Source organism: Burkholderia sp. FERM BP-3421, from assembly GCF_028657905.1.
GTDB lineage: Bacteria > Pseudomonadota > Gammaproteobacteria > Burkholderiales > Burkholderiaceae > Burkholderia.
The window spans coordinates 188,735-201,841 of sequence record NZ_CP117779.1 but is presented as its reverse complement, the minus strand read 5'-3'; the positions used below and the strand labels follow the sequence as shown (position 1 = coordinate 201,841).

The following is a 13,107-nucleotide window of genomic DNA, read 5'->3' as shown; positions in this document are numbered from 1 at the left end:
GGACGACCACACCGGGAAAGGCTTAAACCGTCACAGCACGGGCGACAGAGAGGTCGCGGCCGCTTCCGCGCAATCCAACCCGACCTGCCGGGCGGATCGATCGGCGCGGCGCGCGCACAGCATCGATACGACCGCATCACGGGTCGTATGCAGCACGTTCGCCATTCGATCGATGTCATGCACAATGCGCTCCGGCAAGCACAACTCGATTCGCATGGTGCTCGATGTCATCCGGGTCAGGTCGAGGTCGACGAAGCGCCAGATACCGTCGCCAGTGTCGAGCGCCGATGCCTGCAAGACCGACAGATCCAAGGTGGGCGGTGGAATGAGGCGCGAGCACCGGTCATAGCGGGCCATGACCCGCTGCACGGCGACCACCTGTAATTCACCATAAGTATCGCCTTCCGCGATGGCTTCGGGAAAATCCGCCAGCCTGCCGTGATAGCGGGGATTTCCGCGTCGCGTGATATAGATCGGATATTCCATGAGCCTCTCCCGGCAGACAAACACCACGAGCGTCATCGTGCCCCGCGGCGCGCCGGAGAGTCGGTACGCTGGTGAACAGTCTTCCGGTGGGGATTCGTGCAGTCCGTCCGTTCAACCGGCGGATCGAGCGGCCCAGATGAAGATCGCATCCGCATGTGGCAACCGCAGAAGCTGGCAAGGCATTCGAACTGTCGGTCATCGAGCCGGGAATCAGGTTCGTCGCGCCGCGCTCTTTCGTCGTTTCGTGGATGATGTTCATCGCCCCGAGCGGCGACGCCCAGGATGATTTTCGTAAGTCGGTAAAAGGGTTTCGTATGCGATTGGCCGCTGAGTTGCAGACGGATCGTGCCGGATGCGCCGCTGGAGAGCGGACCGGCCGGCGCGTTGCCACGCAACTGCTGCGCTCGGGCGGCTCATCGCGTGGCTCCTTGCGGCACCGCTGCCAGTATTCGGGCCATTCGAGTCAGGTTGCTCGCCAGCATCGTCAGCTTGAAGTGCTGGTCGACCCGCTTGATGCCGCGATACGCGGTCTGCCGAATCCTGCCGACGGTCTTGCCCCAGCCGAAGTGCTCTTCGATGCGCTTGCGAATCACTTGGCTGATGCCATAACCAGCGTGCTGCGACGTCCGTCCGTCGATCGCGCTGCCGCCTTGATGCGTGTCGTTGCGCGCGACGTGCGGCGTCACTTTGCGCGTTCGGCAATCCCGCACAAAGTCGCGCATGTCGTAACCCTTGTCGGCACCGAGCGTCTTGGCGTGACGACCCGGTACGCAATCGAGCAGGCGCAATGCACTCGCGCGTTCGCCGAAACCGTCCGCGTGACTGACCATTGCGCCCACCACCAAGCCCGAGCGGTTCTCCATCAGGATGTGCCCCTGATAACAAAGGATGGCTCCGCTTTGCCGCCCCTTTCGGAACAGGCGCGCATCCGGATCAGTGCTCGATTCATGCGTGTCGTTGCTGCGCCGCTTGCTCTTCCAGTCGGTGTCGACATTGCGGCCACCGCCGGCCGGTGGATCGTCCGAACCGTCCTTGGGCCGGAAGCTCTTGTGGCTGGCCCACGCCTGGATCAGCGTGCCATCAACCGAGAAGTGTTCTCTGGAGAGCAGCCCTTGCTTGTCGGCCAAGCTCATGACTTCGGTAAAGAACGCTTCGACCACTTCGTGCTCGAGCAGACGATCCCGGTTCTTGGAGAACACCGAGTGGTCCCAGACGGCGTCTTCGATCGCCAGTCCGACGAACCAGCGGAACAGCAGGTTGTAGCGCATCTGCTCCATCAGCATGCGCTCGCTGCGCACCGAGTACAGCACCTGCAGCAGCAACGCACGCAGCAGCTTCTCGGGGGGAATCGACGCACGGCCGCTGTCCGCATAAATCGTGCCGAACAATCCGTTAAGTCGCTTCAGCGCTTGATTGACCAGCAACCGAAGCGGTCGCAACGGATGATCGGCCGGCACGAAGTCTTCCAGCTTCACCGTCGTGAACAGCGGTTCTTGCATCTCGTCCATTCCGCGCATCGCTCTCGCCTGCTCAAGATCATGAACACGATATCTCTAACGCACCGCCCTCAGGGCCCGTTTACACCGTATCCAAATTCAACAGCCTGCTAGGTCCAAAATGTATCGGGGTCCGCCAACGTCTCCATCAGGGCGTCCGTGTCGGTCAGCGTGTCGAGCACGAAGAATTCGCGCATTTGCAGGCCCTCGGCCGTCGGCCGCGTAAGTGGCTTGCGCTCATAGTCGGCGGTGCGCGCCGGATCGTTCAAGAAGTCACCGCTGAGGCGGTAGGTCAGGCCGACCGCCACGCCGATGACCGGGAACGGATGGCGATGCAGCGGACCGCCGACGCACCGGCAGGTTTCCTCGGTGTTCGTGTTCATCATGAAAGGCTCCAAAAGGCAGATCAGGGGCTTGCGCAAGTGACGGCCGTCAGGACGAATGGAATGACCTGACGCGCAACAGCCTGGCTGCCGGCAAGATGAAAATGCGCTTCCACGGATTCGATCGGGGCCTTGACGACGGCGCCATAGATCGAACCGGGCAGAGGCTGCCCGCTGCCCGACTTGAACAGTGCGTCTCCTCGTTCGTAGGCGAACACCGCATAGACCTCGAAGCCGAACACAGTCAGCACGGTGCCGTACGTCAGTCGAAACGCGTTGACCGAATTCTGTTCGACCCGCATCGGAGCGGGGTCGATATAGCCGCGCGCCAGTAGGAGCGAGATGAACGCGTGTGCATTGGTCGAGCAGACGAGTTGCGTATCCAATGCATAGGCACGGCATGGCGCGGGAGCCAGCCACGCTACGCCAGCTAGCCAGGCGGTGAGTGCATTGCGGATAACCTTGCTCATGACAATCTACGCGGACCGGTCGGGTCCGCCCTGCGGGTGACGTGCACTGCCCGAACACAGCATCGACTCTCGGCCGATTCGCACCAAACATCGCGATCGGCGCAGTGCGTCTCGCGATCAGGCTGCGTTCTTGAACGAGGTCGCCGGCGCGGCGCGCGTCACGTCATATCCGGCCACGGCAAGCGCAAGCGCCGGGTTCAGGCTGTCCACCATCGAGCTGGGAATCAGGATCGTCGCACCGCGCTCCTTCGTCGTCTCGTAGATGATGTTCATCGCGCGCAACTGCAGCGCGCCCGGATGATTTTCATATACCTGCGCCGCTTCGACGAACTTGGACGCGATTTCCGCCTCGGCAGAACCGAGGATCACCCGCGCCTGCTTTTCGCGCTCCGCCTGCGCCTGGCGCGACATCGAATCCTGCAGCGCGACCGGGATCGCGACGTCGCGGGTTTCGACCGAGCGGACCGTCACACCCCAGTCAATGGTTTTCCGACCGATCTCGTCGCGCAGGTGCATGTCGGCCGCTTTGCGGTCCGACAACAGCGCAGCCAGCATCGATGATCCGATCATCTCGCGCAGCGACGTTTGCGCGACCCGGTCGATGGCCTGCCGATAGTCGGTAATCGTCAGAGCGGCTTTCTGCGCGTCATGGACGTGCCAGAAGATCACGGCGTCGACATTGACGGGCACGGTGTCTTTGGTCAGCGCTTCCTCCGCGTTGAATGCGGTGGTTTGAATGCGCTCGTCGATGACCGCGACGATGTTGTCGATGATCGGGATAATCATGAAAAAGCCGGCGCCCTTGACGCTCTGCAGTTTTCCGACCCGCAAGATCACGAATTTTTCCCAGACATTGGCAACCCGCACGGACAGCGCGATGAGGATGGCGACGATGAAAAGCGGGGCTGCGAGGTACAGGTTGCCCCATGCACCGACAGAGAGAGCCGCGAGTACGAACGCGGCGGATAGAACCAGTGTGATGGGATTCATGGTGACACTCCGTTCCGGTGATGACGGTCCTGACGTGCGATGCAATGCGCTGCGTCCCGGATCGTCCTGGACGTCCCGGCGCTTGATGCGAACGTGCGCCCAATCACCGTGCAAATCGGTACGGTGTCGTACACGCCACGACTGCATTGCACGTTTTCGGTCGGCGAGCGCATTGCTGTGGACAGCGTGCGGCGCAGGTGAAGCATCGAAGTCGGTACGTAGGCGTACGCCGGTACGTTAGCGGACGGACAGCGCGCGATTAGCCGCTCAGGATGAGACAACATTTCGAATTCCATCGAGATGCGAGGGTGTGGCCTAGCGTGCGTTGTACCAGATCGGGCGGCGCAGCGGCGGGTCGAGGAGATTACTATGAGAAAGCTACCGTCGGTTGCAGTTGAAATGACATTAGCGGCCGTGGCGATTGTCGTGTTGGCGGGATGTGGCGACATGTCTCGCCGCGGATCGGATACCGTGATCGGGGCGGGCGTCGGTGGTGTTGCCGGTGCGGTTCTGACTGGCGGGAGTGCCTTGGGCACGGTGGGCGGAGCGGCAGTCGGTGGCGTGATCGGCAACCAGGTCGGGAAGTAGCCCGGCCAGTCGAGAGAACTGAAGCCGGAGCGCGCGGTCGCGCTCTGACTCAGCGAGCGTGGCGCTCCGGGGGAGGTCCTGTCGGAGATTTGCATGACATGACGCCGCTATCAAAGCTATCTCGATCGGCGGCGTCGACTGGGCAAATTGGACGACCGTGGCACGCTCATCGCACTGACGATCCCGACAGTAATTATTGTCGGTTGTTGTCGAAGAACGAAATAACTGCGAATATGAACGAATAATCTGCGAACGGCCAATTTGTGCCCACATGCAGATATGGCGCGGCTTTGCTGCACTTTCATTCAGCTCGACCACGCGTTGCGTCGCGACAACAAGCTCTCAAGTTTGAACGCAAATTCCGCGAATATGTTGCAGAGTGATTGCATAAACTGCGAATGTCTCACCCTGCCCGAGAAGCGCTTCAGTGGCTTCCAAGCTCATCCCGAACAAGCTCCCCTGCGCCGGACGGTATCGGGCTCGCAACTTATTCGTTCATATTCGCAGTTATTTCGTTCTTCGACACTACGGAACGCCCCTGCAACCCCGGAGTAGACGAAACGTGAGAAGGCGCGGATGCATCACTCAGTGATGCATCCGCCCTACTGTATCAACCGCAGCAGCTGTTCACGGCCGAGTCGTCTTCCTCCTCGTCGACCGTATCGGCGGGCGAGCCAAGCGCCGCGTTCGCTTTTCCTCGCATTGTCCGAAACAGGTCGAGTGCGCGCGACAGATACGCAATGGAGGGCAGTCGCGCGTTGCCGACATGAGCATCTTGCACCAGCAGCGCCTTCGCATCGCCCACGATCCGTCGCAAATCAGCAGGCGTGAAACCTTTACTCTGGCCGGCCAGACCGACCAATTCGGCCTCTGTGGGCGGCTCCGGAAATACGGCGGAATAGCGCGCGAGAATTTCGGCCCGAACCTCGCGGTCCGGCAGCTTCGTTTCGAGCCACAGCTCGATGCGCCCGGAGCGCACCAGCGCGGGAGGGAGATCGTTTACGTTCATCGCCGTCATCATGAGGCAGACGTTACCGACCGCACCGCTCACCAGTCCATCGAGCTTGCTCAGCAGATAGCGGTTCAGCCCGTAGACGTGTGACGTGCCGAAGAGCACATCGGCATCGTCGATGAAGATGATCGACGGATTGCTGATTTCCGCCGCCTCGAAGATTCTGGTGACCTTCGAGAAGAACGCGTTCGGCGGCTCGGTGATGATCGAGCCATCGATCATGAAGAACTTGCCCTTCATTCGGTGCGCCAGTGCGCGGCCGATCGATGTCTTGCCGGTACCCGGTTTCCCGTAAAGGAGTACACCCCGTGTAGGCTTAAGTCCCAAGGACTGGACCAGTTCCCCGCCGCGCATCGGCAGCAGGACATGCGTATCCAGTACCTGCCACAGCGCTTCGGTTCCACTCAGGTCAGCCGGCATGACGGCTTCCACCTGGCCGTCGTCCAGATTGCTTTCCAGATATTCCTGCAGTTGCGCGACGACATCATCTGTCGTAAGACTTTCCGGATGGGCCGCCAAGGCTAACCGTGCCGCGGCGACCAACTGGTTGCCCGAGAGCCTCGAGGCAAACGCATGCAAGGCGACCACGTCGATACGCGATGCGAGCGCGTGCCCTAACGTGTTGGCGAGTATCGCACCGTAATCGTCATCGGTATGGTTCGGAAGCGATACGAGAACGGCACGCCCGTTGCCCAGCTTAAGCTGACCGAGCAGGCCGACCTCGTCGAACCAGGTGCTTTCGCCCATTTCGCTGGTCAGGCTCAGTATGACGTGCTTGCCGCGTGCGACCGCTTCGTCGACAAGCTCCGTAAGCATGGCCGCGATATAGCCAACGCGAGGAGACGCGTAAGCGTTACGGGAAAAAGCCGTCATGACTTCGATATCGTCCACCACTAGGACATCAGCGTCAAGCAAAGCCACGCCCAAGACTTCACGCAGCGTTTCCTCCCCGCGCAAAGGATGATCCTGGCGATTGAACCGGTTCAGTACTTCGCCGAGGGGCAGGAAACGAGCGTCGAGATCGGCTGCAAGCTGTTTGAGCACCCGTGTCTTACCGCTGCCGGCTGCACCCTGGAGCACGATCGCCGGCAACAACGGAGTGATGCGCAGCAGCGTGTTGAGCGTCTTTTCCTGGCTCGGCGTCAGTGCCGCACGCTCTTTTTGTGTAGATAGAACAGTATTCATGCGATTCTCCGCAATTGTTTTGGATAAGAAATCTATTGACCGTGTCCGCACGACGGAAAAACCGTTTCGCTTTTCCGATTTTCACTTCGTTTCTATATGTGTGACACGACTTCTGGATGGGGCGATATCCAGCGATCGAGCCGGCGCGAGGTGTAGCAAACCCGGGCGAACGGCACGTCGTTCTGCCGCGTTATCGCGCGTCGTTCTCGGTCTGATAGTTAAAGGCGTATAACGAGCCCGAACAGTGGGTACATGAGTAAAACTATTTATCTATTGATTTTTATATTCAATCTTCAAAATCTATCGGCCGTGCGTGAAGCCCTTTCCGGCTCCGACATGTGGGAAGACGGGCACTCTCGTTACTATCTTCACGCCTCGACAATCGGATTTTTGGCTAATCACGCCCGGTGTGATTCCCGCCCCAGTCACACATGATCCGAATTGGTAAGGTGCGAATCTCTCCGACCGCCGAATCAGCACCTTCGGATGTCATCATGTCAGCCTTTACACAACCTTCCACGAAGGGAGAGTACTATCGGCCAGCTACGGTCATTTCCTCGATCAGTACGGAGCCGCATTCCGTGGATCCGCGCACGCTGACATCCGCCCCGATTGCCGCGATACGCCGGAACATCTCCGGCAACGTGCTCGCCACCGTAATCTCCTCGACCGGATACTGGATCACGCCGTTCTCAACCCAGAAGCCGGCCGCGCCGAGCGAGTAGTCGCCTGTCACGTAGTTCACCCCATCCCCCATCAAGTCGGTCAACAGCAAGCCCGTGCCGAGCTTCTTTAGCATTGCATCGAAATGGTCGTGCGGCCGCGTGTTCGTGCTGCTCAGCACGAGGTTGTGCCAGCCGCCGGCATTGCCGGTCGTCTGCATGCCTAGCTTGCGCGCCGAATAGGTCGACAGGAAATAGCCTTCGATGACGCCGTCCGCGACGACGCTGCGCGCACGCGTGCGCACGCCTTCCATGTCGAACGGCGCGCTGCCCATCGCACGCGGCACGTGCGGTCTATCGGCGATCTGGATGTCTGATGCGAATACCGGCTTGCCAAGGCTGTCAACTAGGAACGACGTCTTGTGATATAGCGCGCCACCGCTTACCGCCCGTGCGAACACACCGAGCAGCCCCGTCGCGAGCGGTGCCTCGAACAGTACCGGTACCTTGCGGGTGTCGAGGCGACGGGCGCCCATCCGCGCAAGCGCCCGTTCTGCTGCATAACGTCCGATCGACTCGGGTGCAGTGAGATCGGCTGCGTTGCGTTTCGCCGAATGCCAGTGACCGCTCTGCATGTCGCCGCCACCGCCCACGATCGACATGCACGCGATGCCATGGCTCGAAGATGGGTAGCCCGCAAGGAAGCCGCGTGACGTCGCGAGCACGAACTGCGCATGCATGGCCGATACGCTCGCACCGCCCGAGTTGCCGATTTTCGGGCTAACGGCAAATGCAGCATCTTCCGCACGGCGGGCGATCTCGACTGCGTCGTCCACCGACACACCCCACGGATGATAAAGATCCAGTTCGGGCGGTGCCGTTTCGAGCAGCTCCGCTTCGGCGGGACCCGCGGCATCGTCGGGAAACGTAGAACGCGCAATATGATAAGCCGCGGCAATCGCGTCCTGCACCGCTTCGCGCGAAAAATCCGATGTGCTCGCCGCACCGCTGCAATGACCAATGAATACGGTGACACTGACGCCTCTATTCCGATGCTTCTCGATCGTCTCGATCTCGCCGCGACGGACCGACACCGACAGTCCGTCGTTCTCGCTTACACTGACGATAGCGTCGGTCGCGCCTAATGTCTTCGCATGCTGAAGTGCATCGGTTGCCATCGCTCGCAGTTGTGCTTGCGTATTCAGAAGTCGTTCGGTTTGTTTGGATTTCGTCATTTTCATATCGATGATTGGATCAGGAGAGTAAGCTTCGGCCAATAACAACGCTCAACGCACATCCTCGCCGCTCAGGCGACCGGTCTCTTCGCGCACCTGCTCGACATCAAGCAGACGCACCATGCCATCCGTTAGTAGTTCCAAAACATGGGTGTGATAGGCGAACAGCGACGGGCGGTGACCAACACTCACGCAGGTCGAGCCACTCGCCGCCAGTGCCCGATAGAGTCGCGCCTCGGTCGCCACGTCCATCGCACTCGTCGCCTCATCCAGGCAAACGTAACGCGCACGGGCAGCCAGTGCGCGCGCAAAGCCGATCCGTTGCTGCTCGCCCAGTGACAGCACGCGGGACCAGTCAATCACGCTGTCGAAACCGCCATGCCGGGAAGCAAGGTCAGGCAGCGATGCCTGCACGAGGAACGCCTGGAGTTCACTGTCGGTGAACGCACGCTCCGTTGCCGGATACAGAATCTGCTCGCGCAAACTGCCGAGCAGCATGTACGGCCGCTGAGGCAGAAATAGGACTTCGTCGGCGTCCGGCATCGTGATCGTGCCGCTACCGACTCGCCACAGTCCCGCCATCGCGCGCAGCAGCGAACTCTTGCCGACACCTGTTTGCCCCATGATCAGGAGGTGTTCGCCGGGAGAAAGCGTCAGGTTCACGTCCCGCAGCAACACACGCTCCCGTCCCGGTGTCTGGAGCATGAGATGTTCAATCCGGATTGTCGGGCCATGACGGAACGTGATCGTATCTCCCTGGCTGCCGCACTCTTTCTTGACTGCCTCCGCCTTCTCGACGATCTGCGCCAGTCGCACCACATGAGGTGCCGCCGTCGCAAATGTCGGTACGAATTCTGTCAGCTGCTGGATCGCTTCTAGCAGCAAACCTGCCGATGCTGTTCCTTGGGCAATCGTCCCGAACGTAATCTTCCCGGTGAAATACAACGGCACCAGCACCAGCACCGGTAGTAGAGTCCAGACCAAACCCAGACCGGTTTGTGCAACATCCATAGCAAGCTGGTATCGTAAAGTCGCCAGCACGATGCCGACGACGCGTTTCAGACGATTGTCCACGCTCACGCTTTCCGCTTGCTCCCCTCGATACAGTGCGATTGTTTCTGCGTAATTCCGCACATGCAGGATGCCGAAGCGCAGATCGGCTTCCGCCACGGTCGAGTCAAAATTCAAGCGGATAAACGGTCGGTACATCCACCATGTAATCACTGCAGTCGCGATGCCGTATACCAGGACGCCATAGAACAATGCGGGCGTAATCGATTTCAGAATCCAGCCCTGCACGCTCAGACCCGTCGCCACGTGCAGCAAGGTCCTCGGTAGCGTCGCGGCCATCTCGCAGAATGGCTGCGATTCCTGTTGGATTCGCTGATCGACATTGTCGACATCGCCATCCTGATCAATCTGGAAATACGCGCGGCCGGTCAGATAGCATCGCATCAGATCATGCGTCAGCCAAGTACGCCAGTGCAACGTCAACCAGCTGTTTAAGAATCCGAAAAATAAACTGACCACGCCTCCATTGGCGACAAGACCAATCAACGTAATCAGCGTGAACAGGTTCCAGTAGGACAGCTCATGGCGGGACACCAGCGCATCGGCCATCTGTCCGGTGAGAAACGACAGCTTGACATTGAGAGCGGTCTCGACAAGGGAGAACGCGATGCACGCCCCCAGTACAAGCCACGAAGGCCACGCGTGCGGTCGCGTCCAATATGGACTTGCCAGTCCCCAAAAACGCCGGAAAAACCGACTGTTGATGCTGTAGTCCTTCGGATCCTGAATCGTTGCGGCAGGCAGCATGGGAATAACCCTCGTCACACTGCAATGCCGCCGACGGTCATCTTATCGAGCCGCAGGGTGGGCTGGCCGACGCCCACCGGCACGCTCTGGCCTTCCTTGCCGCACACCCCGACGCCGCTGTCTAGCCGCATGTCGTTGCCGATCATGCTCACGTACTTGAGCGATTCCGGGCCGCTGCCGATCAGCGTCGCGCCCTTGACCGGGTAGGTGATCTTGCCGCCCTCGATCATGTAGGCCTCGGACGCCGAGAACACGAACTTGCCGCTGGTGATGTCGACCTGGCCGCCGCCGAAGTTCACCGCGTACAGCCCGTGCTTGACCGATTCGATGATCTCGCGCGGATCCTTGTCGCCGTTCAGCATGTAGGTATTGGTCATGCGCGGTATCGGCAGCGCCGCGTACGATTCGCGGCGCGCGTTGCCGGTCACGGGCATCTTCATCAGGCGCGCGTTCAGCGTGTCCTGGATGTAGCCCTTGAGCACGCCGTCCTCGATCAGCGTCGTGCACTGGGTCGGGTTGCCTTCGTCGTCGATGTTGAGCGAGCCGCGGCGGTTCGGCAGCGTGCCGTCGTCGACCACCGTGACGCCCTTCGCCGCGACCCGCTCGCCGATCCGGCCGGCGAACGCCGACGAACCCTTGCGGTTGGAGTCGCCCTCGAGCCCGTGGCCGATCGCCTCGTGCAGCAGCATGCCCGGCAGGCCCGAGCCGAGCACGACGGTCATCGCGCCCGCCGGCGCGGGGCGCGCGTCGAGGTTGACGAGCGCCGCGTGCACCGCGTCGTCGACATAGCGCGCGAGCACCTCGTCGGTGAAGTAGCCGTAGTCGAAGCGGCCGCCGCCGCCGCCCGAGCCGATCTCGCGGCGGCCGTTCTGCTCGGCGATCACCGTGACGGACACGCGCACGAGCGGGCGGATGTCGGCCGCGAGCGCGCCGTCGCTGCGCGCGACCAGCACGACGTCGTATTCGCCCGCGAGGCCCGCCATCACCTGCGTGATGCGCGGATCGCGGCCGCGCGCCATCTGCTCGACGCGTTCGAGCAGCTTGACCTTGGCGGTCGCGTCGAGCGACGCGAGCGGATCGGCGGGCAGGTACAGGTCGCGGCCCGAGATGCCCTTCAGCGTCGAGGCGACCTGCACCTTGTGCTTGCCGCCGCCCGCGCGGGCGATCGCCTTGGTCGCGGCCGCGGCCTGCGCGATCGCTTCCGGCGACAGGTCATCGGAGTACGCGAACGCGGTGCGTTCGCCGGCCACGGCGCGCACGCCGACGCCCTGGTCGATGCTGAAGCTGCCCGACTTGACGATGCCTTCCTCGAGGCTCCAGGCTTCGCTGCGGGTGGCCTGGAAGTACAGGTCGGCGTAGTCGACCCGGTGCGTGAAGATATCGGCGAGCGTGCGCGTCAGCAGGGTTTCGTCCAGGCCGTACGGCGTGAGCAGGATGTCTTTCGCGAGCGCGAGGTTGCGGATGCCGGATTCGATGATGTTCATTTGGGCGCGTGTCAATAGGATGGTCAGTGGGTAACAAAACACAAGCGCGACCGCAGACCGTCCAGCACGTAGGTCGCAATATCGCTCCGAATCTTCAACAGCCTCCGCTCGTATGCGTCGTGACGCGCCCACATCTCCGGTTCTTCCTCGCGGCGCTCTTGATTGAGACGCTCTCTGTGTTCGACGTAGCATTCTTGCCAAAGCTCGACCGCCTCGTTAGGCGGCTCGCCGAGCAGTGCCATGACACGCTCGTCGTCTTCAGTGTCGATTTCATGCATCCGCGCCTTATCCGCTTCGCTCAAGCCCCCGAACTGCCGGTGCATCGTCTCATTCACCATCATGGACGTAAGCAGGAAAAGGTCCTGGTTGGTCAAAGGCACGGCAAGCATTTCAAGCCGCTTGCTGTCGTCTACGTTGGTATCCACGCCTATGCGTTCGATCGACTGACGCACCAGATCGGCCCGCTCCTTTCTCGACACGTATTCCCCGGCACATTCGCGATCATGAAGACACGCAAGCTTTGCCATCAAGTCGGCAATCCCTCCTTGATCGAAATACTGCGGGACGGCCCAAGGTGAAACGTACATCAGGTCATGCACCGCGCCGATCACGGCTGGACCGAGATCGCCACCGACCGGAAGGTCCCCGACGATACTCAATACCCGTGCCACGTCGACTTTTCTTGCCGACTGTTTGTCCAGTCCAATTGGTTCACGAAAAACGACAGCGAAATCGAGAAGATCGCTCAATGCTTGGGGCATCCCCATGGCTGCCTCAAATGTCTGATCGCCAGCAAGAAGGGCTGCCGGCCTCCTCCATCTATTCGGTTCCAGCCCGTTCAGTAGCCTTGCCACTGCCGCCGTCTTGAGTGCCGCGTCGCCGCCAAAGGCGCACCACTTCCTCGGTTCGGAAACGTTGTCATCTGTATCAGGCTGAACCGCCACTTCTTCGGGCAACGATGCTCCCAATTCCCGAAGCCATTTCTTGACCGTTTCCTTCAACCTCAAAGATGAAGTTCCGGTCAATCTGTCATGCTCCTTGCCATTCACATAGAAAATCAGCGACGGGATGCTGCGCACCGCAAAGTGATCAAAGGCGTCCTCGCATTCATCCACGTTCAACTTCAGCACTTTGATCTTCCCGGCGAACTGGTCGGCCAGGATGTCCAGATGTGGAGCCAGCCTCTGGCATGGGCCGCACCAGGGCGCCCACAGATCCAGCAGGACCGGAACAGAACCCTGCAGATGTTCGTCGAGGCCGGCTATTGTCGTCTCAGATACGCTCATTTCATTTTCCCG

11 protein-coding genes are annotated in these 13,107 nt (G+C 60.7%); 1 reads left to right on the top strand and 10 read right to left on the bottom strand.

What is annotated here, in order from left to right; genetic code table 11:
* Positions 1-30: 30 nt before the first annotated feature.
* The 5 genes from Bsp3421_RS01020 to Bsp3421_RS00995 all read right to left on the bottom strand — a co-directional run bounded on the left by Bsp3421_RS01020 (position 31) and on the right by Bsp3421_RS00995 (position 3,825).
* The gene (locus Bsp3421_RS01020) at positions 31-486 is read right to left on the bottom strand and encodes a type II toxin-antitoxin system HicB family antitoxin (protein WP_273995004.1); all 456 of its coding nucleotides are present in this window, start codon (positions 484-486) and stop codon (positions 31-33) included.
* 413 nt (positions 487-899) lie between these two features.
* Positions 900-1,994, bottom strand: a complete 1,095-nt coding sequence (locus Bsp3421_RS01010) for an IS5 family transposase (RefSeq protein WP_273995002.1) — start codon at positions 1,992-1,994, stop codon at positions 900-902.
* A gap of 98 nt (positions 1,995-2,092) precedes the next feature.
* Entirely contained in the window at positions 2,093-2,368 is a 276-nt protein-coding gene (locus Bsp3421_RS01005; RefSeq protein ID WP_273995000.1) for a hypothetical protein, read from the bottom strand.
* Positions 2,369-2,388: 20 nt separating this feature from the next.
* On the bottom strand, positions 2,389-2,835 hold the full coding sequence (locus tag Bsp3421_RS01000; protein ID WP_273994999.1) for a hypothetical protein: 447 nt from the start codon (positions 2,833-2,835) through the stop codon (positions 2,389-2,391).
* A 117-nt stretch (positions 2,836-2,952) separates the two neighbouring features.
* Positions 2,953-3,825, bottom strand: coding sequence for a slipin family protein (locus Bsp3421_RS00995; protein ID WP_273994998.1), 873 nt, complete (start codon positions 3,823-3,825; stop codon positions 2,953-2,955).
* Between the two features lie 369 nt (positions 3,826-4,194).
* On the opposite strand from Bsp3421_RS00995, the gene Bsp3421_RS00990 reads away from it, so the two are divergent.
* Entirely contained in the window at positions 4,195-4,413 is a 219-nt protein-coding gene (locus Bsp3421_RS00990) for a glycine zipper 2TM domain-containing protein (protein ID WP_273994997.1), read from the top strand.
* Positions 4,414-5,023: 610 nt separating this feature from the next.
* Here the strand turns inward: Bsp3421_RS00990 and Bsp3421_RS00985 are convergent.
* The 5 genes from Bsp3421_RS00985 to Bsp3421_RS00965 all read right to left on the bottom strand — a co-directional run bounded on the left by Bsp3421_RS00985 (position 5,024) and on the right by Bsp3421_RS00965 (position 13,095).
* Positions 5,024-6,610, bottom strand: coding sequence for an AAA family ATPase (locus Bsp3421_RS00985; protein WP_273994996.1), 1,587 nt, complete (start codon positions 6,608-6,610; stop codon positions 5,024-5,026).
* Between the two features lie 532 nt (positions 6,611-7,142).
* Complete coding sequence (pmbA, locus tag Bsp3421_RS00980; protein WP_273994995.1) at positions 7,143-8,507, bottom strand: metalloprotease PmbA; 1,365 nt, start codon at positions 8,505-8,507, stop codon at positions 7,143-7,145.
* Positions 8,508-8,558: 51 nt separating this feature from the next.
* The gene (locus tag Bsp3421_RS00975; RefSeq protein ID WP_273994993.1) at positions 8,559-10,325 is read right to left on the bottom strand and encodes an ABC transporter ATP-binding protein/permease; all 1,767 of its coding nucleotides are present in this window, start codon (positions 10,323-10,325) and stop codon (positions 8,559-8,561) included.
* A gap of 14 nt (positions 10,326-10,339) precedes the next feature.
* Positions 10,340-11,809, bottom strand: coding sequence for a metalloprotease TldD (gene tldD / locus Bsp3421_RS00970; protein WP_273994992.1), 1,470 nt, complete (start codon positions 11,807-11,809; stop codon positions 10,340-10,342).
* A gap of 23 nt (positions 11,810-11,832) precedes the next feature.
* Positions 11,833-13,095 (bottom strand): thioredoxin family protein, encoded by a 1,263-nt coding sequence (locus tag Bsp3421_RS00965; protein ID WP_273994991.1) that lies wholly within the window; start codon positions 13,093-13,095, stop codon positions 11,833-11,835.
* Positions 13,096-13,107: the final 12 nt, after the last annotated feature.

Coding starts and splice junctions, on each gene's coding strand:
- Bsp3421_RS00975 (WP_273994993.1), bottom strand. CDS start 10,325: ATGCTGCCTGCCGCAACGATTCAGGATCCGAAGGACTACAGCATCAAC.
- Bsp3421_RS00985 (WP_273994996.1), bottom strand. CDS start 6,610: ATGAATACTGTTCTATCTACACAAAAAGAGCGTGCGGCACTGACGCCG.
- pmbA (WP_273994995.1), bottom strand. CDS start 8,507: ATGACGAAATCCAAACAAACCGAACGACTTCTGAATACGCAAGCACAA.
- tldD (WP_273994992.1), bottom strand. CDS start 11,809: ATGAACATCATCGAATCCGGCATCCGCAACCTCGCGCTCGCGAAAGAC.
- Bsp3421_RS01010 (WP_273995002.1), bottom strand. CDS start 1,994: ATGGACGAGATGCAAGAACCGCTGTTCACGACGGTGAAGCTGGAAGAC.
- Bsp3421_RS01000 (WP_273994999.1), bottom strand. CDS start 2,835: ATGAGCAAGGTTATCCGCAATGCACTCACCGCCTGGCTAGCTGGCGTA.
- Bsp3421_RS00995 (WP_273994998.1), bottom strand. CDS start 3,825: ATGAATCCCATCACACTGGTTCTATCCGCCGCGTTCGTACTCGCGGCT.
- Bsp3421_RS00990 (WP_273994997.1), top strand. CDS start 4,195: ATGAGAAAGCTACCGTCGGTTGCAGTTGAAATGACATTAGCGGCCGTG.
- Bsp3421_RS01005 (WP_273995000.1), bottom strand. CDS start 2,368: ATGATGAACACGAACACCGAGGAAACCTGCCGGTGCGTCGGCGGTCCG.
- Bsp3421_RS01020 (WP_273995004.1), bottom strand. CDS start 486: ATGGAATATCCGATCTATATCACGCGACGCGGAAATCCCCGCTATCAC.
- Bsp3421_RS00965 (WP_273994991.1), bottom strand. CDS start 13,095: ATGAGCGTATCTGAGACGACAATAGCCGGCCTCGACGAACATCTGCAG.